Raw genomic sequence first — 25,512 nt, forward strand, 5'->3', positions numbered from 1 at the left:
GATAGAAACGTATTTTTGTAAGAATAGGTAGTGCCCAAAAACTCTAAACCACCCTTTAATCCGCTATGGCGACTGAAACACCCGAAAAGGATAGCAACCGCAAACTGTTAGTAGTAGGACTTATCATTGTGCTGCTCAGCATTAACGGGATCCTTATTTACATGCAGCAACAGAAAACGCAGGAGAACGAGGAGCAAAAGGAAATCATCAAGGTGAAGAACACCGAGCTAGAGAACCAGATCAAGGTGTACGAAACCCTCAAGGCCGACTATGAGAGGCAAAGCGCCGAGCTGAGCTCCATGGGACTGACCAACGACTCGCTGGAGTCAAGAATTGCCGCCATTAACGCCGACCTGGCCCAGCTCCGGTCCTTCCGGAACAGCTCCTTCACGGTGGCCGACCAGAAACGTTTCCAGCAGCGGGCCCAGAGCTTGGAAGTCGCGCTGAAGAAGAAAGATGAGGAAGTAGCCAAACTGCAGGGCGACAACGAAGAGTTGTTCACCGAGGTGAAAGGCCTCAAAACCACCCAGAACAAATTAGCCGATTCCATCACCACCCTGTCCAGCAATAACAAGGAGCTCGCCGATAAAGTGAGTCTGGCCTCCAAGCTGGAGGCGCAGAACATTATGGTGAGCGTTATCAACTCCAAAGGCAAAGAGAAAGAAGACACCGAGGAAGAATACAAAGCCAAGCGCGTAGACAAAATCAAGCTCTCCTTTAAACTAGGCAAAAACGAAGTAGCGCCTAAAGAAAACAAAGAGATTCTGATGCGTCTGATTGAGCCCGATGGCGCCGCTCTCTACAACCTGGCCACCGGCTCGGGCACCTTTGAGTTTGAAGGCAAAGAGCAGTTCTACACCGCCAAACGCGACATCGTGTTTGACAACACCCAACAGCAGGTGTCCTTCATTTACTCCAAAGGAACGCCATACAAAACCGGCAAACACCTCATCGAGATCTATTCAGACGGATACTTGATTGGCACCACCTCTTTCACGCTGAAATAAGCGTTTTACGTACCTTTTCCAAAAAAGAGCCCCGAAACGCTGATCCGTTTCGGGGCTCTTTTTTGTGAAGGAAGTTTAAATTAGGAGATGAGAAGATTTGAAGATGTGAAAATGGTTTTTTTATCATCGAGGCTGTTTAGTAAAGCAGAAAGGAAGCGAGACTAGCCGCCATTGTTGGTGTTCTCACCAACAATCCAAACCAGGAGCTTTTACTCTTGCTGGTGAGAACACACAGCAAGGGTAAAAGCTAATCGCTGTTTCAATACTAAACAGGTTCATCTACAAATTTCCACATCTTCACATCTTCTAATTTCCACATCTTCAAATCTCCTAATCTCCACATCTTCAAATCAACAACTAGTCCACCATGACGCGGCGGTCCTGAATGACTTTGAAGTTCTCGATCATCTTGATCGCCTCGGGGATGTCCTCGGAGAAGATGGTGATAAAGGAATTCCGCTCGGCGTGCTCCAGGGCGTAGGCAATGGCCACCATCTCCTTTTCGATGACTTTAAAAGGCTTATTGGGATCTACCTGCAGAATGCCGTCAATCACGTTCCGGTTGATCTCTTCCATGGTACGGCCGCGCAGGTCGCGGTCTGAGCGGATGATGACCTCATCAAACATCTCGGCAGCCATCTTTCCCAGCTCCACCATGTCTTCGTCGCGCCGATCTCCTACGCCAGCCACTACGCCCACGCGCTTGCGGGCATCTACGTTCTGAAGGAAATCTGCGATTCCCTTCATCCCGGCCGGGTTATGGGCATAGTCAATCAGCACCTCAAAAGTGGGGAATTTAAAGAGGTTCATTCTGCCGGGCGTCTTCGCCGGGGAGGGCACAAAGGTGCGCAACGCGGTTTTAATCTCCGAGATCTCGAACCGAGAGATATAACCCGCCAGAGTGGCCGCCAGCACGTTCTCGATGTTGAATTTAGCGCGTCCACCAAACGTGAGCGGAATATCGGCTACGCGGTCTACGCGTATTTTGTAGGTGTTCTTGAAGATGGAAATGAACCCGTTTTCAAAAACGGCCGCTAAACCGCCCTCGGCCACGTGCTTGAGAATACGCGGGTTGTTTTCGTCCATGCTGAAAAACGCCACCTTAGACTCCACTTCCTTGGCCATGGCGTAGACGTTGTCATCATCGGCGTTCAGGATGGAATAACCGTTTTTACTCACGCTTTTGGGAACTACCGCTTTTACACGGGCCATGTCTTCCAGGGTATAAATGTCACGCAGGCCCATGTGATCCTCGGCCACGTTGGTCACAATCCCGATGTCGCACTGTTGGAAGCCCAGCCCTGAGCGCAGCATTCCGCCCCGGGCGCACTCTAGCACCGCGAAGTTCACCGTAGGATCACGCAACACGAATTCGGCGCTTTTAGAACCGGTGGTGTCACCTTTCTCCAGCAGTTTGTCCTGAATGTAGATGCCATCGGTGGTGGTGTAGCCCACCTGATATCCGCAGGATTTCACCATGTGCGCAATGAGGCGGGTGGTAGTGGTTTTACCATTGGTACCCGTAATGGCGATGATAGGAATGCGGGAAGGACAATTATCAGGGAAGAGCATCTCAATGACCGGATCGGCCACGTTCCGGGGTAATCCCTCGGTTGGCGCCACGTGCATCCGGAACCCGGGGGCGGCGTTCACCTCAATGACAGCACCGCGGGCCTCGGGCAGCGGAATGGCAATGTCTGAGGTAACCACGTCAATGCCGCAGATGTCCAGTCCAATGGTACCGGCAATGCGCTCGGCCATTAAGACATTGTAAGGATCAATGAGATCGGTGACATCAGTGGCGGTACCACCCGTAGAAAGATTGGCGGTGCTCTTCAGGTACAGAATTTCACCTTCCGCCAAAACAGTCTCCAGGGTATATCCTTTCTTTTCCAGGATGCTGTTGGAATCTTTGTCTATCGCGATTTTGGTCAATTCTTTTTCGTGCCCTACCCCGCGGCGGGGGTCGCTGTTCACCTGGTCTACCAGCTGCTGTACCGTGGAGATTCCGTCACCCGTTACCATGGCGGGAGTGCGTTTGGCAGCGGCAATGAATTTCTTGTTCACCACCAGCAACCGGAAATCGAACCCTTCAATGAACTGCTCCACAATCACGGCTTTATCAGCCTTACAATATTTCAAGGCCGTTTCAAATCCGGCCACGGCTTCATCCCAGTTTTTGATATTAATACCGGCTCCCTTTCCATGATTCCCGTCCAAAGGTTTTGTCACGATAGGATACCCCAGGTAGTCAATGGCTTCTCTTAACTCATCCAAAGTATACACAATCTCGCCCTCCGGCACTGGTACGCCGGCTTCGTGCAGCATTTCCTTCGTGGCGCTTTTATCTCCGGCAATCTCCACGGCGAAAGCGGCGGTGCGGCAGGTCATGGTGGCCTGGATGCGTTTCTGATGAACGCCGTAGCCCAGCTGAATCAGAGAGTTTTTGTTCAGACGGATATAAGGGATACCGCGGGCCACCGCTTCTGATACAATGGAGTACGTGCTAGGGCCGATGTGCTCATCTTCCCGTATCTCATGCAGTTCCTCCACGTCTGGCGCGATGTCATAGGGTTCATTCTTCGCCAGGGCCGTGACAATGCGACAAGCGGCATACGCGGCATACTCGCCGGCTTTCTCTTCCTGGTAAGAAAACACCACGTATTCAAAACCGGGCTGCGGGGCCGGATAGGTACGCCCGAAACCTGAGTTCATCCCGCCCAGGGTCTGTAACTCCAGCGCCACGTGTTCCACTACGTTGCTGAGGGGCACTCCCTCTTCCCGTACCCTTTTCAGATAGCCGCCCTCCTGGCCTTCGGTGCTCCGGTGCTCCTGCATGCCAGGGAACATGGTCTCCAATCTCTCCGCGAAACCTGGAACATCGGTGGTGCGCACACCATCAAAATCTTCCATGTCCAGTTTGAGTACTACAATTTTCGGGTGTTTCACTGACCAATAGTTTGGCCCACGCATGATGCGTATCTCTGCGATTTTCATAGATTGTTTAATCTAGTATAAATGCGGCTTTTTGTGTGGTCAAAAATTCTCCAGTGTGTACGTATCTCCTTTTGCCAGGAGGTGCACCTTCAGGTCTCGCATGGTGACAGGAACTCCTTCCTCTACTTCATATATATTGGTATGGGTACTGCCCCGGCCATCTACCAAAACCACCAGGCCACTCCCTATTACTTCCATCTGATTGCCTTCTTTCACTACAATGCCAGTGTCTTCCTCCAGTCCCACCCCAATGAAGGTGGGGTTAGTGGCCAGCATCTGCACCATACGCACTATACGGCCGCGCGTGATAAAGTGGGTGTCAATGGCGACATCATTTAACAATTCCAGCCCCGCGGTAATGCTGACGCTCCCTTTGATGAAACCGGCGCCGTTCAATCCCTGATAAATCATCTGGGTAGACATGGCCCCGGCCCCGGCACTGGTGCCGGCTACTACCAGGTGGTCATTGAAATACCGTTCCTTGATGAGCCGCATCAATTCGGTTCCACCCAGCATAGCGGTGAGTTTCAGCTGATCGCCCCCGGTGAACATGATGCCGGCCGCTTTTCTGACCAACTCTAGGTATTCTTCTTTTTGGGCATCTTCGCGGTTCCGGATGTCAACGACCTCCACCTTGCTCACCTTCAGTTTTTGGAAGACTTTTATGTAAGACGCTCCCACTTCCTGCGGGATGGAAGAAGCGGTAGGGAAAACCAGAACCAGCGGATTCGTGCCTTTCAGCTCACTCACAAACCTGGTCAGGATTTCCGTCTTCACAAAGTTCAGGTTCTCTGAGTTGGAGGAATTATCTTCCGGTTCGTCTCCTTTGTTCTCCGCGCCACCAATGGCGATAAGGGTGCCGTTCGGGATTTTTCCTTCAATGGCTTTCCTAACCGCTTTATGTTTTGGCTCTCCTTTTTCTGACTGCTTTTTGCTCATGTTCTTGCAATTACGGTACGTCAAAATCATCCAGAAGCCATCTGCATTTTCACCGAAATCGAAATCTAATTTCACAGAAAATGAGAAGTAAACTTCTTGCTTGTGCTTATGACAGGTCACCCCGCTTACGCATAATAAAACCAAAAGATTGCAGAACTAAATTATACAGGATTTACCGTATGGAAGATGCGAAAACTACTTAGTAGCTTTTCCTAAAGCAGGTGCATTATTTATTTATCCGTTAAATTATACGATATTAATTACAAAAAGGATAATAGAAGCTGCTTCACGTGCCTCGCTATTTTTAAATCATTAAATCTAAAGCGTTTACATATAAGTTACTCCTCTCCCGCTGTAAACGCTGGTTTCAATCTTAGGAAAGCGCTTAAAGCAAGGAATCAATTAAAACAGAGTATACATCATTCCTTTAAATTCAACATTATTCAGGTACAATTACCTAAGTAATTCATGTTCAAATGAATAAAGAAGCTGCGTAATTAAGAAAACGAATACAGGAGGAAATTGGAGAAGAAAACCCGGCTTTTACGAGGGAGCTTTACCCGGTAAATACGAGGGATAGGAGAAATACCAACTAGTGGAATTGGCAATGCTTTGGGCTTAAAAACAAGAAAGCCTGCTTAAAATAAGCAGGCTTTCTTTGGGTGAGGTAACGAGCGGATTCGAACCGCTGTACGAGCTTTTGCAGAGCTCTGCCTAGCCACTCGGCCACGTTACCGTGTTCGGGTGTGCAAATATACACAGGATTTAATACGTTCACAATCTTGAAGCACTTTTTTCCAGAGAAGGCTAAAAAAAAGGGCCTCTTTGCAGAGGCCCTTTCTTCAAATGGTCGTTTCCGGCCTAAACTATTCAGCTGATTCAGGAGCGTCAGTAGATTTGTCAGCGCGGGCCTGAGCGGCGGCGGCTAATTTCTTCTCACCGGCTTCTTTCTCGCTTTCCATCATTTGATCTTTCAAGGCAGAAAGCGCATCCAGGTCACCTAAGGTAGAACGAACTTCGTCCTTCTTAGGGGCAGTTGGAGCAGCGGCAGCTTTAGGTGCACCGGCAGCAGCTGGGGCATCTTTCTTCTCAAACTTCTTACGCTTGGCGTCTTCTGGCTGAGCAGTGTGCATGGCTGTGTGCGACAAGATGATCTTACGATCTTCTTTAGAGAACTCCGTTACTTTGAATTCTACTTGCTCACCAGCTTCAACGGCAGAACCGTCTTCTTTGGTCAGACCTTTAGGGAAAGAGAATCCTTCAATACCGTAAGGCAGTTCCAGGGTAGCACCACGGTCAGATTTCTCTAACACGGTAGCTTTGTGCGTAGAACCTACGTTGAATACGGTAGCGAACGTATCCCATGGATTCTCTTCCAGTTGTTTGTGACCAAGGGCCAGACGACGGGCAGAAGCATCCAGCTCCAGAACCACTACGTCTAATTTGTCACCAACTTTCACGAACTCAGATGGGTGCTTGATTTTCTTCGTCCAAGACAGGTCAGACACGTGAACCAGACCGTCTACACCTTCTTCCAGCTCAATGAACAGACCAAAGTTTGTCAGGTTTCTAACCACACCAGTGTGCTTAGTTCCAACGGCATACTTAGTCAATACATCTTCTTTGGTCCAAGGATCTTCGGTCAACTGCTTAATGCCCAGAGACATTTTGCGGTCATTACGGTCCATAGTCAACACAACGGCCTCAATTTCGTCACCTTGTTTGATGAAGTCTTGTGGGTTGCGCAGGTGCTGAGACCATGACATTTCTGACACGTGGATCAAGCCTTCTACGCCTGGCATCAGTTCTAAGAACGCACCATAATCGGCTACGTTCACGATTTTGCCTTTCACGCGTGAGCCAACTTCCACCTCGGCAGGAAGAGCATCCCAAGGGTGAGCAGTCAATTGCTTCATGCCCAAAGAAATACGTTTCTTGTCGTCGTCGAAATCCAACACTACCACGTTTACTTTCTGGTCTAGCTCCAACACCTCTTGCGGGTGGTTGATGCGTCCCCATGAAATATCGGTGATGTGCAACAGACCATCTACACCACCCAAATCGATGAATACACCGAAGTTGGTCATGTTTTTGATCACGCCTTCCAGAACCTGACCTTTTTCCAGGTTGTTCAGGATGGCGGCGCGCTGCTGCTCTAGATCTTTCTCGATCAGGACTTTGTGCGATACTACTACGTTATCAAAAGCGGCGTTGATTTTCACCACTTTCACTTCCATCTTACGACCAACATAAATGTCGAAGTCGCGGATTGGTTTCACGTCAATTTGTGAACCTGGTAAGAAGGCTTCTACGCCGTACAGGTCGGTGATCAGACCACCTTTGGTTCTGCGTTTCACTACACCTTCCAGTACAGTGTCGTTCTCCAAAGCGCCGTAGATCATTTCCCACGCTTTCACGATTTTCGCTTTCTTGCGGGACAGGATCAACTGACCGTTCGGGTCTTCCTGGTCTTCAATGAATACTTCTACTTCATCGCCAATTTTCAGGTCCGGCATGTCACGGAATTCTGAAACAGGCACTAAACCATCAGATTTGAATCCGATGTTCAGGATTACGTCGCGATCGGTGATACCAACAACGGTACCTTTGATCACTTCCTCTTCCTGAACGGTGTTCAGGGTGTCGGCGTACATTTGCTCCAGTTCGGCTCTCTGCGCAGCAGAGTAGCTTCCACCGAAACCCTGAGACTCAAACTGGTCCCAGTTAAAATCATCTACATTTGCCATATTGCTATGTTGGTTCACGAATAATAACGCCCAGACACAGAACCACTTGCCTGAACGTAGCTTCTTTTACATACCCATTTTCCACTGTAGAATCCGGGGCATTCACCTTGAACGCGGCGCGAAGGTACAAAAATAAACGCTACTATTTGTCATTCCCTTGGTGAAATTATCCTGATCTGACTGAAAATCAAGCAGGTGGCCACCGGGGTAAAAAGCTAGAAGGGTTTAGGGCCTGTTTTCTGAAAACAAGCCCTAAACCCTTACTGTAAAATAACTGCTTTATTCTAGTTGCTGTCCTGAATCTGACGCAGAATCTCCTGCTCCTTTTCCGGGACGAAGGTGATCAGGATGACGCCGTTGCGGCCCTTTTCTTTATACTTCTTCTCAGCCTCGGTTTCCCGCAAGACCTCAATTGATTCAATCCACTCCGGGCTGACCGCGGAAACCGCTTCCTTGCTGACCGCCACTTCTCCGGTCTGGGTTTTGACCACATACAACGGCAACGGCAAGGTGATACCAGTACTTCCGTCTAGTGAGGTGGCTTCCTCGTTTTCAGCGGAATTTTCCAGCTTTTTCAAGAGTTGCAGGAACGCTGGCTCGTGCTCCGGCTCCAGTTCAATCAAGACCGCTCCGTTCCGGGCTTGCACCCCGGGCTGGGCAACTTCTGGTTTCTCTTTCAGTACTGAGACTGATTTCACCCAATCGATCTTGATTTTCTGCAGGACGGTGTTGCTGATTGGCACCTGGGCGGACGCGGTTTTCAGGAAGTACTGTGGTTTTTCAGAGGCAATCTTCTTCACGCCATACACCTTTTCCCCTAGATCTTTCCGCTTAGCGAGCAGATCCTGGGCAGAGGCATCAACAGAAAGCAGCGTCATCAACGCGAGGGCAACACTACACAACAGAGGCTTGTTCATCAGTTATAAGATTAAAGTCAACGTTAGGCCCGGGCCCGTTCGGCCAGGTACGGAATCCAGGCGTGGTCTGTTTCCTGGATGCTGTTACGGAGGAAGGAAACCAACGACGGCTTGAACGGTTTTGAGGCCAGTTTCATGGAAACCTCCTCGGGCGTGCGGTCGCCTTTTTTGGAGTTACAGCGCGAGCAGGCGGTAATCAGGTTGTACCAGGTACTCTCCCCACCGCGGGAGCGGGGCAGCAGGTGATCCAACGTGAGATTTCTGGTGGAGCCGCAGTACTGGCAGCGGTTGCGGTCGCGGCGCATGATGTTCTGGCGGGTGAGCGAGATGCCTTTGTAAGGCATGCGCACGTAGCGGTGCAGCCGTATGACCAGAGGCCTGGGATACGATTGCCGAACCGTCCGCAACACATTCAGCTGATCCTCCGCAATGAGTTCAGCCTTCTGGAGATAAATCAAGACGAAAGCCTTGTGCAGACTGCACGTGGCTATGGCGGAGTAATCTTGATTCAGTAAGAGTACCTTATCATTCATACGAAAACCTGCTCAGTAGATCCTTCCCGTAAGATACGTAAAAATATCTTACCTCAGAATCTACTAACTGATTTTCAGGCCTTCGCGTTACAGAATTTACTGGGGAAGGATGCGTTTGATAATGCGGAGTTTATGGGAGTAGCGCTTGCGCTCGCGGTTGTAGATGCCGTGGTGGTCCAGTTGGTCCAGGCGCACTTCGCCGGAGGCATGAATGATCTGCTGATTTTCCAGCACCAGCCCCACATGCACAATGCGGCCTTCCTCATTGTCAAAGAAAGCGACATCGCCGGGTCGGGTCTGGCTCACGAAATGCACCTCGCGCCCGTGCTCCACCTGCTGGTAGGCATCGCGCCGAAGTTGGTAGCCGCATACGCTGTAGACCTGCTGCACAAACCCGGAGCAGTCAATCCCGAAAATGGACTTGCCGCCCCACAGATACGGAGCCCGCAGGAACTGAAGCGCGATTTTCTGCAAGGTATTCTCGCGGTATGGCAAGGCGGGGTTTGACGCGCGGCCGTTGTACAACAGCCGTTCCTCCCCTACCCTTATGCTCATGCCGTCAAAGAACGGGAGCACGCTGCCCAAGCCAATGGGGGTGACCGCATCATGGCTGCTCACCGTCTGCACCAGGTCCATGGAACGGGCGTGTGGGGTGCCCTGCCACTCCTGGAAATACCCATCGGTGACCGCGAAGTGTTGCTTGAGATCGATCCAGCCTTCATAATCATCGGGAGCGTTCCGGATCTGAATCCACTTTTCCTGCGTCTGCAGCACCTCATAACATTCCCCGAACACCAGTTGGGTGATCTGTTCGCTTCTGTCAGAGGGTTCCCGGCGCACCGGCACCAAGCTCAATTTGCAAATCCCGAAGTTCAATGTGTTGCTGTGCTAATTGGAAAATGTGCTGATGGGCGCAGGACAGACCTGCCCTACTTTGAGGCCGTTTTGTGAAAAAGGGGCGTAAAACGGGTTAGTAGCGCTCGCGGGCCATTTCGCGTTTCACGTCGCGCTCCTTGATGTCTTCGCGTTTATCAAAGAGTTTCTTCCCCTTGGCCAGCGCGATGTCCACTTTGGCGAAACCCCGCTCGGAGATGAACAGCCGCGTGGGGATGATGGTCACGCCCTGCTCCTGCGCGCCTTCCTTGAGTTGCTTCAGCTCGCGCTTGTTCAGCAGCAGCTTGCGGTCACGGGTGGGTTCATGGTTGTAGTGCGTGCCCTCGGTGTATTTGGAGATGGTGATCTGATGCAGAAACAGTTCATTTCCGTGGAAGGTGCAGTACCCGTCTGAGAGGTTCACCTTTCCTTCCCGAATGGATTTGATCTCGGTGCCGCGCAGCATGATGCCGGCGGTGTACTTCACTAGAAACTGGTACTCATAGGAGGCCCGCCGGTTAGAGATGTTCACCGATTTCTGCAGCCTGTCTTTCTCTTTTGATTTCGCCATTTAGTTTCTACTGTTCTTCAAAAGTCGGTGGATCTTCTCTTTTTTCAAAATTTTTTGACCGGTTTGCCCGGTGGCCACCAGCCGTTCACCGGCCTTTACGGATATGGTGCAGCGTAGTTCATTCTGGTGCAGGGTGTTGTAGGTGGCCTCAATTTCCAGCGTCTCCCCCGCAAACGCCGGGGCGTGGTGGTCAATGTGGAGCATGGTGCCGATGCCTTCCTCGTCGGGGTCCTTCATTTCCAGCACGAACAGCCGCGAGGCCCACTCCATGGCCTGCGCTAGCGCGAAGGTGGAGCAGACCGGGTGCACCAGCCCTGCCTCAAACCGGGCGAAATCCGCTTCGGTGACTACTTTCTGGCAACTTTTGGTATTTCCCTCCTGAAACGGGTTTCGCATATTTGATCGGTTTGCACGAAGTTCAAGAATTTCTACGCATATTCAACCCCATCCGACTACCAATCCTATCCTCCTATGAAAATGTCTTTGCTGGGTATGGGCCTGCTCCTCTTAGGCTCCACCCTCGCCTCGGCCCAATCCAAACCCGACAAGTTCCTCGCGCAACTACTGGAAAAGCACACCGAGAAGTTCAAAACCCTGCTGGAGCAACCCGAGAAGTACCGCATCCAGATTCTCTACACCCAGATAAACCGCGACAAAAACAACACGCCCTCTTTCAAGACCTTCGCCTACCGGGTGAACGCCCAGGAATACTTCAACCCGGCCAGTACGGTGAAATTGCCGGGCTTGCTCATGGCACTGGAAAAGGTTAACACGTTAATGGTGCCCGGCCTCACCAAAGAAACCACCATGCTCACTGACAGCGCCTACGCCGGACAAACCAAAGTGCTGGAAGACACCTCCTCGGCCAGCGGATTTCCGTCCATTGCGCACTACATTAAGAAAATCCTGGTCACCAGTGACAACGATGCCTACAACCGGCTCTATGAGTTCGTGGGCCAGGAACCGTTGAACGAAGGCCTGAAAGCGAAAGGCTATTCCAGTCTGCGGCTGCCCATCCGGCTGGCCACGTTCCTGCCCATCGAGCTGGACCAGTACACCAACCCAATGCGATTTATCCAGAACGGGCAGGTGGTGTACCAGCAAGGCCTGGTGAAAAGCGGCAAAAGTTACCAAAATCCCACCCCTATTCTCATGGGCAAAGGCAACATGACCAATGACGATGTACTGGTGATGGAGCCCCGCGATTTTGCGTTTTCCAACACCTTCGCCCTGGAAGACCAGCACCTGATGCTACGTGCCATCCTTTTCCCGGAAACAGTGCCGGCCAAAAACCGTTTCAACCTGACACCCGATGATTACCGATTTGTGTACCAGTACATGTCCCAGCTGCCCCGCGAGACGGCGTACCCACGCTATTCTGAAAAAGAATACCCCGATGCCTTTGTCAAGTACCTGCTTTACGGTGGCCCCACCCGTACGGAGAGAATCCCGGGCAACATCCGGATCTTCAACAAAATCGGTCAGTCGTTCGGCTTCCTCACGGACAACGCCTACGTGGTGGACTTTGAGCACAACGTGGAGTTTATGCTGAGCGCCACCGTGCACGTGAACGAAGACGGCATTTACAACGATGGCAAATATGAGTATGACGCCATCGGGTTCCCCTTCCTCCGCGATTTAGGCCAGGTGGTTTACAACTACGAACTGCAACGCAAAAAGAAGCACCAACCCGACCTGAGCCGTTTTAAGCTCGTTTATGACAAACCCGCCCAAAACTGACGTAAACCAAAACGGCCCCAGTCTGAAGATCAGGCTGGGGCCGTTCCGTTATAGATAAATGCCTTTTAGCGGCTGCCGGTAGAGCTGCCGTCTACGTCGCCGCCGTCTTCCACGCTGATGTTGCCTCTTCGGCCGCTGGCGCTTTTCACCACGCCCGGGCTGTCTTCAATGTAGCTCGGGTCATCGTTCACATCGGTTGGCAACGGCAGTTTGCCTACTGCTTCTGGCACGCGGCCCGGCTCGGCCTGGTTACTTACGTTGTCTTGGCTGTTGTTCAGGTTTTTATTTTTCTCGTTATCCATGGTCCGTTCAGTTTATGTGATTACTCTTCCTGTAAATACGGAGATTCCCCGGAACGGATACCGCCGCTCGCCAGAAAGAAGGCGGAAGTCCTATGAAAGGCACGTGTTTTAAGGCCGATTCTGGTAAAACAAGCTTAAAACAGCATGGCGTTCTTTCCTCAATTCTTCCTATCCTGAGAGCCGAAATCATCTTACCCTGAAAGCGGAGAGCTGTTTTCTTTACTTCAAGGGAAGCGCCTGCCCAATGGCCAATACCTGCAGTTTACCCGGAATTTCCCCCTCGGCCTCCATTTTCCTCAGCCAGCGCACCGGCTCACCCATGGGCTCATCAGACAAATCAAATGTGCCGTAGTGCATGGGCACCAGCGTGCCGCCCTGCAAATCTTTAAAGGCCTGCACCGCCTCGGCCGGATTGGTGTGGCTGGGCTGCATAATAAACGCCGGGTTATAGGCCCCCACGCCTAACAGACACGTGTCAATCTGGGGGAATAGCTTCTGAATCTCCTTGAAATGCTGGTCGTAGCCAGAATCGGCCCCGAAATAGAGCGTGTGTTCTGGGGTCTGAAGCATAAAACTGCCCCAAAGAATCTGGTTGTTGTCCGTGAGGCCGCGTTTGTGCCAGTGGAAAGCCGGTAAGTAATAGACCTTGGGTTGGTTCTCCCGCAGTTGGTATTGCTGGTACCAACCCGCCTCCTGCACGTCAATGCCCGGCAACCAGCTTTGGATCAGGTGCTTCATTTTCAAGGAGGTGAGTACCGTAAAGGAATGCGTTTTGCGCAGCGTCTTCAGGCTGTCCTTGTCACAGTGATCAAAATGACCGTGCGAGAGCAGCACGTAATCAAGGGGCGGCAGTTCACTGGGCTGCACCGGGAAAGGCACTTTCCGCTTGAGCATGGAAACGCCGAAGAACAGCGGATCGGTGAGGAACGTCACGCCGCCCAGCCGAATAAAAAAAGTCGCGTGTCCCAACCAGACCAACCCATCCTGCTGGCTGTTCAGAAACGCGCGCGGGTCCAGGACCTCGGGCAGCCACTTATCATTTTTCTTTTCGTCCTTCTGCGGATTGGTGGTCAGTTTCCATTTCAGGGCTAATAACATAGACTGGTTGCCCTGCCTGAACTGGTTCAGGAAACGGCCGTTCTGCAGCGCGTTGCCTTGCCAATCCGGGCGGATGATGGGAAGCGCTGGGTTCGATAAGAAGGTATCTGCCATGAGGTTTGAGCATCAAAGAAATAGCCGAGCGGAAAACGCCCGCTGAAAAGTACACCAATATCGGCTAGGATCAATACGGGATTTCTGGAGCCGAATCCATCCACCTTGGCTTCTGTAGCCAATTCTAAAACAGAGCGGGCTTCCTGGTCAGGAAGCCCGCTCTGTTTTAGGCGTGTTTTAAAGAAAGTAGCCGTTAAACGACCTCTTCGTTTCTGGGCGTGAAAGCTGTTTTAAGCCTGATTTTCAGAAACCAGCCTCTAAACGCTTCTTAATGGAAGAACAGGTACGCCAGCGTGATGGCCGCAATCACCCCGAACAAATCGGCGATGAGGCCGCAGACCAGCGCGTAGCGCGTTTTCCGGATACCCACCGAGCCGAAGTACACGGCCAGAATATAGAACGTGGTCTCCGTAGAACCCTGGATGGTGGAGGCCACCCGGGCCACGAAAGAATCAGCGCCGTAGGTTTGCATGGCTTCCACCATCAGGCCGCGGGCCCCGCTGCCGCTCAGGGGTTTCATGAAAGCAACCGGAAGCGCCGGCACAAAATCGGTGTTCATGCCCATGAGCGCAAACAACTGTCCCAGGCCATTCACAATCAGATCCAGCGCGCCAGACACCCGGAACACGCCTACCGCCACCAGAATGGCGATGAGGTACGGAATAATGGTAATGGCCACCGAGAAACCTTCCTTCGCGCCTTCGATAAAAGCCTCGTAGACGTTCACCTTCCGGATGAGCGCCAGGCCAATAAAGGAGACAATGATGGTAAACAGAATCACATTGCTGGCCACCGTGGAGATGGTGCCAATCTGCTCCTGCGAGATGGTGGAGAAATAGTAGATCAACGCCCCGATAAGCAAAATCAAGGTTCCCAGGTACGCCAGCACCACCTTGTCAAACAGGTTAATTCGCTGGTAAAGGGCCACGGAAACCAAGCCCGCTAAGGTAGAGAAAAAAGTAGCCAGCAGAATAGGAATAAAGATATCCGAGGGATCGGCGGCGCCCATCTGCGCCCTAAATACCATGATGCTGATGGGAATGATGGTCAGCCCCGAGGCGTTGAGCACCAGGAACATGATCTGCGCGTTGGAGGCGGTCTCCTTCTCAGGGTTCAGCTCCTGCATCTCTTTCATAGCCTTCAAACCCAGCGGCGTGGCGGCGTTGTCCAGCCCCAGCATGTTGGCCGAGAAGTTCATCAGAATAGAGCCGAATACCGGGTGATTCCTGGGAATCTCGGGGAAAAGACGGTTAAAAAAAGGACCAACCGCTTTGGCGAACAGCGCGATGATGCCGCCCCGCTCCCCTACTTTCATGAGGCCCAACCACAGGGTCATGACGCCGGTCAAGCCCAAAGATATCTCGAAACCGGTTTTGGCGTTGTCAAACGTACTAGCCACCAGCTTCTGGAAGATCTCTACGTCCTGGAAAAAGATGAGCTTGAAGAGCGCAATGCAGAAGGCGATCAGGAAAAACGCCGCCCACAGATAATTTAAAACCATGTAAAAGGGTTTGTTAGGGTTGGATCGAAGCTGAAAGATACAAAGTCGACCTAGAAAAACCGCTGGCCTTACAGAAGAAGACCAGCGGTTGGGGAAATATTCTCAGTGGCGCTACAGCCGTTCCACGCCCAGGCCGGGTTTGCCGTTGGGGCGCATGATGCCGTTCTCCAGGATAAAACCACCCGAGACCACATCGCGGGCCAGGTCCAGGCTGCCGTCCAGGTCAATGTAGCGGGTGTTGGCGCAGGAAAACGCCGCGTGCAGGGCCGCCGTGATGCTGATGATGCTTTCATCGTTACAGCCCCACATCAGGTCAATGCCCGCCTGCTGCGCGATGGTGCCAATCTGCCGGGCCGCGTGCACGCCGCCGCACTTCATCAGCTTGATGTTGTAGATGCCGCAGGCCCGCGGCGACTGGGCGAGTTGAAACGCATGGGCCGGGGTTAGCAACGATTCATCGGCGGCCACCAGGTCTTTCACCGCGTCTGGCAATTCCCGCAGGTCATCAATCATGGGCGCGGGAAGCGGCTGCTCAATCAACTCAATCTCCAGGGGTTGGGCCTGGGTGCAGAAGTTGGCCAGGTCATAGCTGGTCCAGCCCTGGTTCGCATCTATCCGGATGGTGACGTTCTGGCCGTGGGCTTCCCTGAGTTTCACCAGACGTTCCAAGTCCTGCTCCAGGGTCTCTCCTACTTTTACTTTCAGGTGCGTGAAGCCACGGCCTACGTATTCCTCGGCTTCGGCCAAGGTTTCCGCCACTGATTTTATCCCGATGGTGATGGACGTAGGCAACGCATCAAGTCGCTGCCCCAGAAAAGAAACCAGCGGCACATCTAAATACTTGGCGAACACATCGTGCAGGGCGATGTCCAGCGCGGCTCGGGCCGCCGGGTTGCGGGGCAGGCGCTGGGGCAATTCATCACAGAGCAACTGAAAACTGCGGATGTCCTGGCCGATGAGCCAGTCCAATTGTTCGGGTTGGAGCACGGCCATGGTTTCGGAGAGCTTCTCGCCTACCACTTCGGTGCTGGGGTTTCCGGCTCCCAAACCGGTCAAGCCATTTTCAGTGACAATCTCCACCAGCACGTTCTCCACGGCAGAAACGGTCTTAAAGGCGATGGTATACGGGCGGGTTAAGTCCAGATTGGCTTTCCAGACATTGATTTCCTTTATCTTCATACCGCAGCCGCTCCTTCTTTGGCCAGCACCTGCTTCACCAAGTCAATGATGGAATCCACACCTTCTTCCAGCGGAAGAATGACTGGCAAACCCAGCTCCTCCTGGTACTGTCTCTGGTAAGCGCGGGCCTGTTCTAAGGTAAGACCGGCGGTATTCAACGTCACGGCCAAGACTTTAGCGCCGTACAGTTCTATCAACTGAATCTCAGTGGATAGCGGCGGTATCTTGAACCCGAGAACTTCATTATCATCAAAGTACACGCGGGCGGGGGCGTGTTGCAGCACCACGTACTTCACCTGCCCCGACACCAGATATTCAGACCCGCAGGGGCCACTTGGGTTGCGCAAAGCGGCCTGGCCTTCCACAAAAAAGACATCGGGTTGGTGTTCTTCATAGCTGGAAACAATGGCGTGCTCCAGTTCTCCGGAGACAAAGTCATTGTAGGTAGAGTCCAGGATGAAACCTTTGCCCCTGCCCTGCATCCAGCCGGTCTGGCCCGTGAAAATCATCTGAGCTTTGAGCCCGGCGGCCTCGGCGGCCTGGGTGAGCAGACGCGTGGTGGTTCGCTTGCCCATGCGCACATCGGTACCCAGCACGGCTACGCGCGGGGCCGGAACGTCTTTGATTTTGCCGGTCCAGAAATGCAGTTCGCTTTTGGGTTTGGGTTTGCGCACGTCAATCAACTGCACGCCGTGCTTTTGCGCCAGCGAAGCCAAATCGGGCATGTCGCTCAGGTATTCATGGAGGCCACTCACAATGTTCATTCCCTCCCCAATGGCCGCCTCAATGTCCTGCTTCATGCTGGCCGGTAATTTGCCACCCTTCGGGGCGATGCCCACCAGACAGTACTGCGCCGTTTCGGGGCTGTTTTTCAGAAAATCAACTAAATCTGCGTATACCGGGATGTTGCGGTTTTTTCCGTCTACGACTTCGCCGGCGTCTTGCCCGGCAGAGACCGCGTCAATGACGCCAATGATGTTGAACCGCTCGGTGCCTCTGATGAGTCCGTGCGCGGTTTTGGCCGGATACTGGTGGAGTAATCCGTTGGTAAGGATAATGGCATTTCCGTCCATTGTTTGTTAGGGGTTTGGAAGAGGGTGAAGTAAAATAGAGCAACCTATTTCAGGGCTGATTTCGGAAAACCAGTCCTGAAACAGGCTTTGGATTATAAGACCAGGCCGTGGAAGAGGGCGGGTTTTTCTTTGCTGAGGTCGTAGATGAACCCGTTCACGATGGCGTAGCGCACCTGCCCCTCGGGGGTTTGCAAGGTGAAGTTGGCGCCCCGGTCCAAGGCCAGGGCGTGGTTCACGCGGCCGGATGGCTCCACCACGTTCAGGGGCAATTCTACGGGATTATAGCCCACCGGCAGCTGCTGAAGCTTCACGGTGGTATAACCCGCGGAGAGTAGCTGGTGGGTTCTTTCTGGGGTGAGTTCTCCCGCGTTGGCCAAGGGTTCTTCGTAGACTTTGCCAGGCACCAGGTACAGCCCCTCGGCGTTGAGTTCCTCGTAGCCGGTGAACACGCTCATGTCTCCGATCTCTTCCACGGTGCTGCGGTGGTAGAAATTCTGGGGCGTATTGGCGGAGATTTCATTACGGATGATGCCCACGTCCAGCAGGGTGTCACGGCCTTTGTCGCGGTACAGGACCTTGCGGAGCACCACGTCAAACAGGTTGCGTTGGTTCTCCGGGATCTTGAAGTACTCTTTGACATCGTACCTGGTATATTCTTCCGTTCCAATCAGTTGCAGCGCCGACAAAATAGAAGCAAAGTTCAGTTGCCGGATGTACTGCTTCTCGGGATCGCCGTGGTAGCCACCCGACTCGATCAAAATCAAACTGGTGCCCCATTTCTGGATGTTATCGCCGAAGGCGCGGGGTTCGTGTTCATCGGAGTACTTGGCCACCTGCCCCGGAATGAACTGCTGGATGCTTTCGTTCATGCCCACGATGGTGCGCATGGCTCGCTCCCGCACCTCGTTCACGCTCTGGGCGTGGTTATAGGCCGGGGCCAGAAAAGAGATGGTGGCGGGTTTAGCGGTGGAGCCAACGGTGTAGAGGCGGCTCTGGTCGTGCAGGTTGAACCCAAAATCTGGCTGGATGCTGTCGCGGAGGCTTTTCAGGAGTTTGGCCTCGGGGCTCTGCAAGCGCAGGGCATCGCGGTTGAGGTCAATGTCCAGGGCGTTCCGCCGAATGAATTTCTCCGCCCCGTCAGGGTTGAGCATGGGCACGAAGTAGAGCGTGTTGTTCTTCAGGATCTCCTCCCGGATGGGGTTCAGCTCGTCTGAGGCTTGCAGGAAGTTGAAGATGTCCAGCAGCGCCATAGTGGCCGTGGACTCATCGCCGTGCATCTGCGACCACAGCATGACTTTGGTTTTGCCGGTTCCGGCCTTGATGAGGTAGATGTCGCGCTTCTCCACTGATTTGCCCGCCACCTGCACCTGAAAGAGCGGGTTTTGGCGGAGTTTTTCCAAAAGCGGCACCAAATCTCGGTGCTTGAAGCGGCGATGGGTGATGCTGGCTTCTTTGTACTGCGCATGTTGGTCAAACACCTGCCGCGCCATGGCGGCGGAAGGACTCTGACCCGAAACTAGACTTTGTTGGCACTGGCTCCCCAGAAGTGTCATGAAGGATAAAAAGTAAATAAGGACTTTTCGCATGAACCACGCTTTTTAAGTGGCGGCAACTTGACAACCAACCCCGAATGCTTTTCAGGGAAAACAGCCAAGGCTCTTCGGGCGGTCAATGTACCCACGAATTCTGGGTTACAAAAAAGTTTTCTCCATATTTTGCTCCTTAACGCCCCCAGCAAATCCCTAAACTCACCTTATCCCTCCCCTGCTCAGACGCAAATTCCTCCCCTACGTTTTAGACCTACTTTCCCAAAAACAAGCCCAAAGCGCTTCATCCTTTGGCGCGAGACTCCAGTCTCGTGCCAAAGGATGAAGCGAGTCTCCAGACTCGCCGGAATCCACCGGCATTTCGGCAGTAGCAAAAAGGAAGGGAAATTTACGGGTGACCAGAACAATACCAGATAGGATAATCAACTAGAGTTCTGACTTTAATACGTGCAAACCAGTACCCGCCTGTTTCGGGTGTGATTTTCCAAAAACAGGCCCGAAACAGCGGAGCAAACTAAACTTTCAGGCGGGGATCTGGGCTGGCGTATTGCGTTGTGAAATCACCGGCCAGGTACTGGTAGTGGGCGGCCATGGCGATCATGGCGGCGTTGTCGGTGCAGTACTCGAAGGCCGGGATGTACACGTTCCAGCCGTGTTTTTGGGCATATTCCTGTAAAGTAGCCCGTAAACCCGAGTTGGCTGACACACCTCCGGCAATGGCAATTTCCTTTATGCCCAGCTCTTTGGCGGCCAGTACCAGTTTCTTCATGAGCGTCTGGATGAGCGTCCACTGGATACTGGCGCAGATATCGTTTAAGTGGTTCTGCACGAAATCGGCCTCGGCGGCGGAGTTCTTCTTCACAAAGTTGAGGATGGACGTTTTGATGCCGCTGAAGGAGAAATCATAGCCGTCCATGTTCACGATGGGGAACGGGAACCGGTTGGGGTCTCCGGTGGCCGCCAGTTTGTCCAGCATGGGTCCGCCGGGGTACGGCAAGCCCAGCAGCTTCGCTGATTTGTCAAAGGCCTCGCCCACGGCGTCATCGGTGGTCTGGCCCAGCACTTCCATGTCCAGGTGGCTGCGCACGAGCACAATCTGGGTATGGCCGCCGCTCACGGTGAGGCACAGGAACGGAAAGTTGGGCTTGGGATCGTCAATGAAATGGGCCAGGATGTGGGCCTGCATGTGGTTCACCTCAATGAGCGGCAGATTGAGGCCCAGGGCGAACGATTTGGCGAACGAGCAGCCTACCAGCAGCGCGCCCAAAAGTCCGGGGCCGCGGGTGAAGGCCACCGCATCTAATTGGCTTTTTGCTATATTTGCTTTTTGGAGCGCCTGGGAAACCACGGGGATGATGTTTTGCTGGTGGGCCCGCGAGGCTAACTCTGGCACCACTCCGCCGTATTGCTCATGGATTGCCTGCGTGGCTACAATGTTTGACAGCACCTGGCCGTTTTGAATGACAGAAGCGGAGGTTTCATCACACGACGATTCAATTGCTAAAAGTGTAGGGTTCATATTCCGTTGGAGACGCAAGACCAAGAAGAAACTCAAGAAAAAAAGAAAAACTACCCGCAAGTTATAGCAAAAGCTCTGTTAAAAATAATTCTGGGCGTGCTTATCCTGGCGATAGTACTGGTGGGGGGACTCGCCCTGGCTTTGCGTTTTCCGTCGGTTCAAACCAGCGTGGCCCAAAAGGCCGCCAGCATGCTCTCCGAAACCATCCACCACCAGGTGACCATTGGCCGGGTAGACATCCGGTTCTTCAAGAGCGTGGTGCTGGAGGAGGTGCGGGTGCTGGACCGCCAGAAAAAGACGCTTTTCTACATAGGTGAAGCCGATGCCGACATTGGTTTTTTTCAGCTTTTCACCTCAGACCAGCTGCACATCCCGCTGTTTGCCAAAAAGGAAATCCGGATTCCCATTCCTAAATTTCAGCCGAACAAGCTGCACATCGCTTCGCTCACCCTCACCCGGCCCGAGGCCAACCTCATCAAATACGCAGGCACGGACACGCTGAACATGAGCACGTTCATCACGGCTCTGTCTAACCTCGTCACCAAAGACACCACTCAGGCCAAAGCACCCTTCGATTTCAAGATTGACGAGATCGTCCTGAAACAAGGGCTGTTCACCTACCACAACTACAACATCCCGCGCACCGACTACGGCCTGGATTACCAGCACATGGACCTGGAGCGGATTAATGGCCGTTTTTCCGAAATCGATATCAAAGGAGACACCATCCATACGGTGGTGACCAGCCTCACCACCCAGGACCGGCGGTCAAAAACCTTTCTCAAGGACCTGGACACCCGCATGACCTTCGCGCCTACGTTCTGGGAGTGGGATAATCTGAACCTGCGCGTGAACGACAGCCACCTGGCCAAGTACGTGCGCTTTGATTACCGGCAGTTCTGGGACTTCAAGGAGTTCAATGACAGCATGAACGTGACCGCCACCTTTGACAGCACCTACGTGACCTCAGACGACATTGCGCTGTTTGCCCCCGTGCTCAAAGACTGGAACGAAAAGGTGCTGCTCTCGGGCAAGGTGAAGGGGAAAGTGAAGAATTTTAGGGCCGAGGACATTGACGTGCGATACGGGCAGTACACCCACATTGTAGGCGACATTGCCGCCGACGGGCTGCCCAATTTCAAAAACACCTTCGCAGACCTGAACCTGGAACGCACCACCCTCAATGCCCGCGACCTCAAGAAGTTTCTGCCTAAGAAAGCCTACGAGATGGCCGCCCGCGCTGGTACGGTGACACTGGAGGGCGAGTTCACCGGTTTCTATAATGACTTTGTGGCCAACGGCGCTTTCCAGACTGCGCTGGGCAATCTGGTGTCTGACATCAACCTCAAGTTTGACAAGAACAACATTGACAAATCGGCGTACCGGGGGTACCTGAAGACCAGCGGCTTTGACGTGGGCGGCCTGTTGGGGGACCGAAGTGTCATCAAGAAAGTAGCCCTGGACGGCCGGGTGACGGGCAGCGGCTTCAGTCTAGCCACCGCCCGCCTGAACGTAGACGCCACCATCAACGCGCTCAACCTAAACAACTACAACTTCCGGAACATTGTGGTGAACGCCGACCTGAGCCGCCAAACCTTCAACGGTGACCTCCGCATCAACGACCCCAACCTGAAGATGACGGCCAGCGGCCAGATTAACCTGCAGAACAACCGGCAGGTGTTTGACCTGAAAACCAGCATCAAAAGCGCCGATTTGCGGGCCCTGGGCTTCACGGAGCAGGGCATTGTGCTTTCCACCGACGCCGACGTGGATTTCATTGGCGTTAAACTGGACGAGATTGCCGGGCTGGCCAACTTTAAGAACACCAAACTCCTGTACGGCGGCAAGCAGGTAGACATTGACTCGCTCACCATTGAGTCTCATTTCCATGACGGCATCCGGGAACTGCACGTGGGTTCTGAGGTACTGGCGCTGCAGGCGGGCGGCAATTTCCTTTACTCCACGTTCTTCCGGGATCTGCAGACGCTGTATGAAGAGTACCGCCTGAACCTGGAGAACAATCCCCTCAAGATTGAGAACTACTACCGTCGCAAATCATCGGCTCCGCCGGCATATTATGAGGTGGATCTGGACGTGCATTTGCGGCACATCAACCCGGTGCTGCACGCCTTCGCCCCGGATATCTCTATTTCAGATTTCTCCCGGCTGGAAGGTACTTTCCGTAACGGCCCCACCTCGGTATTAAGCCTTGTCAGCCAGATTGATACCATTATGTACGGCAAGAATGAGTTTTACCAGAACAACATAGAACTTACCTCGTCTAAACTCTGGAACACGCCAGACGTGCTGGCCAACGCCATCATCACCTCAGAGCGCCAGAAACTGGGCAATGCCGGAGACACCGAGAAGCTGTACGTGGAGGGTGTCTGGAACGAACGCGTCATCAGTTTCTCCAGCAACATCGCGCAGACCGGCACCACCAACCGCGCCAACATCAGCGGCAACGTGTCCTTTGAGCGCGACCAGATTCAGGTGGTTTTCAACCGGTCCAACATCAACGTGCTGGACAAAGTCTGGAACATCTCCCCCAACAACACCATTGTGTATGACGATGGCGCCATCCGGTTCGATAACGTCACTTTGTCCAACGGCCCGCAGAGCGTGAACATTTTTGGGGTACTTTCCAGAAATCCGCAGGATTTGCTCACGGTGAGCTTGGCCAACTTCCGGCTGGAGAACCTCAACCCGCTCCTCCCCGATAAGATTGACGGCCGCCTGAACGGCGAGCTGCAGCTGAAGGACCTTTATAATGACGTGAACCTGACCTCGCGCATGGCCGTGGACACGTTCATGATCGGGAATCAGCTGATTGGGAACGTGGCGGGCACCACCACCTGGGACAACCGCCAGAAACACATGAACGTGGACCTCGGCATCAGCCGGGACAGCAAAAAAGTACTCTCGCTCACCGGTACCTACGACCCCAGCGCCGACAAAGAGCAACTGGATCTGCTGGCCGTGCTGGACGATGCCCAGATGAAGCTGGTAGAACCGGTCCTGAAAACCATTATGTCTGATCTGGGCGGCACCATGGACGGCCGCGTCCGGATCACGGGCAAGTTATCTGGGCCTATTCTGAAAGGCTCCGTGATGGTGACCGATGGCTCCTTCGTGTTCAATTACCTCAACACGAAGTACACGTTCTCTGACCGGGTTTTCTTCTCTGAGAATGACATTTCCTTCCAGAACGTGCGCATCCGGGACATTTACAACAACGTGGCTATATTGAATGGCGGTATTTTCCATGACGGGTTCCAGAACATGGTGCTGGACCTGAGGGCCCGGTTTAACCGGTTCATGGTCCTGAACACCACCCGCGCCGACAACCCACTTTATTACGGAACCGCCTTCGCCACCGGCGAGGTGACCGCCCTAGGCGCTACCTCCAACCTGCAGGTGAACATTACCGCCAAAAGCGAGAACAACACCAGCATTGCCATTCCGCTGGACAACACCTCGTCGCTGGAACGGCAGAACTTCATCACGTTCGTGAACAACAACCCCGCCAAGCAGGACAGCGCCGGCACGGCCACGCCCATTGTGCAGAAACAGGTGGATTTGAGCGGCATCCGGCTGAACTTCAACCTGGACGTGGATGAGAACGCCTACATAGAACTGATTTTCGACGAACGCACCGGGGACATCATCCGGGGGAAAGGCCGCGGCAACATCCGGATGGAGATTGACACCCGCGGCGAGTTTGCGATGTACGGAAACTACGAGATTGTGCAGGGGCGCTACAACTTCACCATGCTGGGCCTCATTAACAAGGAATTTAACGTGCGCCCCGGCGGCACGGTCACCTGGAACGGCAATCCGCTGGAAGGCCTCCTGAAGATTTCGGCCACTTACACCCAACGTGTCTCGCTGGTCCCTATCCTGAACAATCTCTCTACGGAGGAGCGGCAGTCGGCGGCGGCGCAGACGCGGTACCCAGTGACGGCGGTCATGGACCTGGACGGACCTCTCACCACACCCCAGATCAGGCTGAACCTGGAGTTCAATGACACGCCCAGCCTGCTCGAAGATCAGATTACCCGCTATCTGAACAACATCCGGAACGATGAACAGGAGCTGAATCGGCAGGTTTTCTCCCTTTTGGCCCTAAAACGCCTTTCCTCGCAGGACGAATTGCAGGTAGGGCTAGGCGTGGGTGACCTGGGCAGCAGCGTGGGCGAACTTTTCTCTAACCAGCTCAGCTACTGGCTTTCCCAGATTGACACCAACCTGGAAGTGGACATCGGGGTAAGCGGCAACGGAAACCAGGTACTGGACGATGTACAGCTGCGCTTAAGCTACACCTTTATGGAGGGCCGCCTGAAAGTGACCCGCGAGGGCAGCGTGAACAATAACCGCCTGGGGAGCAACCGTTCCACCGCCGCCGGTGACTGGTCTGTGGAGTATTACCTGAGCCAGAGCGGACAGCTGCGGTTGCGGGCTACCTATGAGACCACCCCGCGGGACTTTGAAGCGAGCGCCACCTCCAGCCGGCAGACGGTGAGTATCCTGCATCAGGCCAACTTTGACCGGTTCGGGGAGCTGTTCCGGCGCCGGAAACTGAGCAAACGCGCCCAGCGCGCCGCCGAACGGGAACGCACCATCAAGCTGGAAGACGATACGCCCACGCCCATTCAGAACCTCTGACCTGCTTTGAGCCTGTTTTCCTGAAAATAGCCCTAAAACGGAAAGCTCGCCCCTACAACCTGCCGGTGGAGGTACGCGTTTACTCCTCCATTCATGGCGTAAATGTCCTGTTTGGGCGTTGTCGTTTAGAGGCTCTTTTACAGAAATTAGGTTAAAAACGCTCCTCTGGCCGTTCTTCTTCTAAATAATT

General features: G+C 53.3%; 18 protein-coding genes and 1 tRNA gene. 3 read left to right on the plus strand and 16 right to left on the minus strand.

Annotated features, from left to right (window positions below):
• The first annotated feature begins 65 nt into the window (after positions 1-65).
• Positions 66-1,007: a hypothetical protein gene (locus tag H7U12_RS00205; RefSeq protein WP_186631118.1), complete on the plus strand. Its 942-nt coding sequence runs from the start codon at positions 66-68 to the stop codon at positions 1,005-1,007.
• Between the two features lie 357 nt (positions 1,008-1,364).
• On the opposite strand, the gene cphA is transcribed toward H7U12_RS00205, so the two are convergent.
• From cphA to H7U12_RS00250, 9 genes are all read right to left on the minus strand, one after another.
• Entirely contained in the window at positions 1,365-4,004 is a 2,640-nt protein-coding gene (gene cphA, locus H7U12_RS00210; protein WP_186631120.1) for a cyanophycin synthetase, read from the minus strand.
• Positions 4,005-4,043: 39 nt separating this feature from the next.
• Positions 4,044-4,943, minus strand: a complete 900-nt coding sequence (locus H7U12_RS00215) for a cyanophycinase (RefSeq protein WP_186631122.1) — start codon at positions 4,941-4,943, stop codon at positions 4,044-4,046.
• Between the two features lie 665 nt (positions 4,944-5,608).
• Positions 5,609-5,679 (minus strand) — tRNA-Cys (locus H7U12_RS00220).
• Between the two features lie 130 nt (positions 5,680-5,809).
• Entirely contained in the window at positions 5,810-7,690 is a 1,881-nt protein-coding gene (gene rpsA / locus H7U12_RS00225; RefSeq protein WP_186631124.1) for a 30S ribosomal protein S1, read from the minus strand.
• Positions 7,691-7,974: 284 nt separating this feature from the next.
• Positions 7,975-8,607 (minus strand): hypothetical protein, encoded by a 633-nt coding sequence (locus H7U12_RS00230; protein WP_186631125.1) that lies wholly within the window; start codon positions 8,605-8,607, stop codon positions 7,975-7,977.
• Between the two features lie 23 nt (positions 8,608-8,630).
• Positions 8,631-9,140: an HNH endonuclease gene (locus tag H7U12_RS00235; RefSeq protein ID WP_186631126.1), complete on the minus strand. Its 510-nt coding sequence runs from the start codon at positions 9,138-9,140 to the stop codon at positions 8,631-8,633.
• Between the two features lie 96 nt (positions 9,141-9,236).
• Positions 9,237-10,016 (minus strand): C40 family peptidase, encoded by a 780-nt coding sequence (locus H7U12_RS00240; RefSeq protein WP_194362483.1) that lies wholly within the window; start codon positions 10,014-10,016, stop codon positions 9,237-9,239.
• A gap of 94 nt (positions 10,017-10,110) precedes the next feature.
• A complete protein-coding gene (smpB, locus tag H7U12_RS00245) occupies positions 10,111-10,584 on the minus strand; it encodes an SsrA-binding protein SmpB (protein ID WP_186631127.1) in 474 nt (157 codons plus the stop codon).
• The gene (locus tag H7U12_RS00250) at positions 10,585-10,980 is read right to left on the minus strand and encodes a thioesterase family protein (protein ID WP_186631128.1); all 396 of its coding nucleotides are present in this window, start codon (positions 10,978-10,980) and stop codon (positions 10,585-10,587) included.
• A gap of 75 nt (positions 10,981-11,055) precedes the next feature.
• On the opposite strand from H7U12_RS00250, the gene H7U12_RS00255 reads away from it, so the two are divergent.
• Entirely contained in the window at positions 11,056-12,324 is a 1,269-nt protein-coding gene (locus tag H7U12_RS00255; protein WP_241748987.1) for a serine hydrolase, read from the plus strand.
• A gap of 65 nt (positions 12,325-12,389) precedes the next feature.
• On the opposite strand, the gene H7U12_RS00260 is transcribed toward H7U12_RS00255, so the two are convergent.
• From H7U12_RS00260 to tsaD, 7 genes are all read right to left on the minus strand, one after another.
• Entirely contained in the window at positions 12,390-12,626 is a 237-nt protein-coding gene (locus tag H7U12_RS00260) for a hypothetical protein (RefSeq protein ID WP_186631129.1), read from the minus strand.
• Between the two features lie 219 nt (positions 12,627-12,845).
• Positions 12,846-13,838: an MBL fold metallo-hydrolase gene (locus H7U12_RS00265; protein ID WP_186631131.1), complete on the minus strand. Its 993-nt coding sequence runs from the start codon at positions 13,836-13,838 to the stop codon at positions 12,846-12,848.
• A 268-nt stretch (positions 13,839-14,106) separates the two neighbouring features.
• On the minus strand, positions 14,107-15,339 hold the full coding sequence (locus H7U12_RS00270; protein ID WP_186631133.1) for a nucleoside recognition domain-containing protein: 1,233 nt from the start codon (positions 15,337-15,339) through the stop codon (positions 14,107-14,109).
• A 111-nt stretch (positions 15,340-15,450) separates the two neighbouring features.
• A complete protein-coding gene (locus H7U12_RS00275; protein WP_186631135.1) occupies positions 15,451-16,518 on the minus strand; it encodes a mandelate racemase/muconate lactonizing enzyme family protein in 1,068 nt (355 codons plus the stop codon).
• Entirely contained in the window at positions 16,515-17,591 is a 1,077-nt protein-coding gene (locus H7U12_RS00280) for a DUF1611 domain-containing protein (RefSeq protein ID WP_186631137.1), read from the minus strand. The genes H7U12_RS00275 and H7U12_RS00280 overlap by 4 nt, the downstream gene beginning before the upstream one ends.
• A gap of 92 nt (positions 17,592-17,683) precedes the next feature.
• Positions 17,684-19,177, minus strand: a complete 1,494-nt coding sequence (locus tag H7U12_RS00285) for a M14 family metallopeptidase (RefSeq protein WP_241748990.1) — start codon at positions 19,175-19,177, stop codon at positions 17,684-17,686.
• A gap of 475 nt (positions 19,178-19,652) precedes the next feature.
• A complete protein-coding gene (tsaD, locus tag H7U12_RS00290) occupies positions 19,653-20,657 on the minus strand; it encodes a tRNA (adenosine(37)-N6)-threonylcarbamoyltransferase complex transferase subunit TsaD (protein ID WP_186631139.1) in 1,005 nt (334 codons plus the stop codon).
• Between the two features lie 96 nt (positions 20,658-20,753).
• On the opposite strand from tsaD, the gene H7U12_RS00295 reads away from it, so the two are divergent.
• On the plus strand, positions 20,754-25,322 hold the full coding sequence (locus H7U12_RS00295) for a translocation/assembly module TamB domain-containing protein (protein ID WP_186631141.1): 4,569 nt from the start codon (positions 20,754-20,756) through the stop codon (positions 25,320-25,322).
• Positions 25,323-25,512 lie beyond the last annotated feature (190 nt).

The organism is Rufibacter sediminis, from assembly GCF_014269285.1.
Classification (GTDB): Bacteria; Bacteroidota; Bacteroidia; order Cytophagales; family Hymenobacteraceae; genus Nibribacter; species Nibribacter sediminis.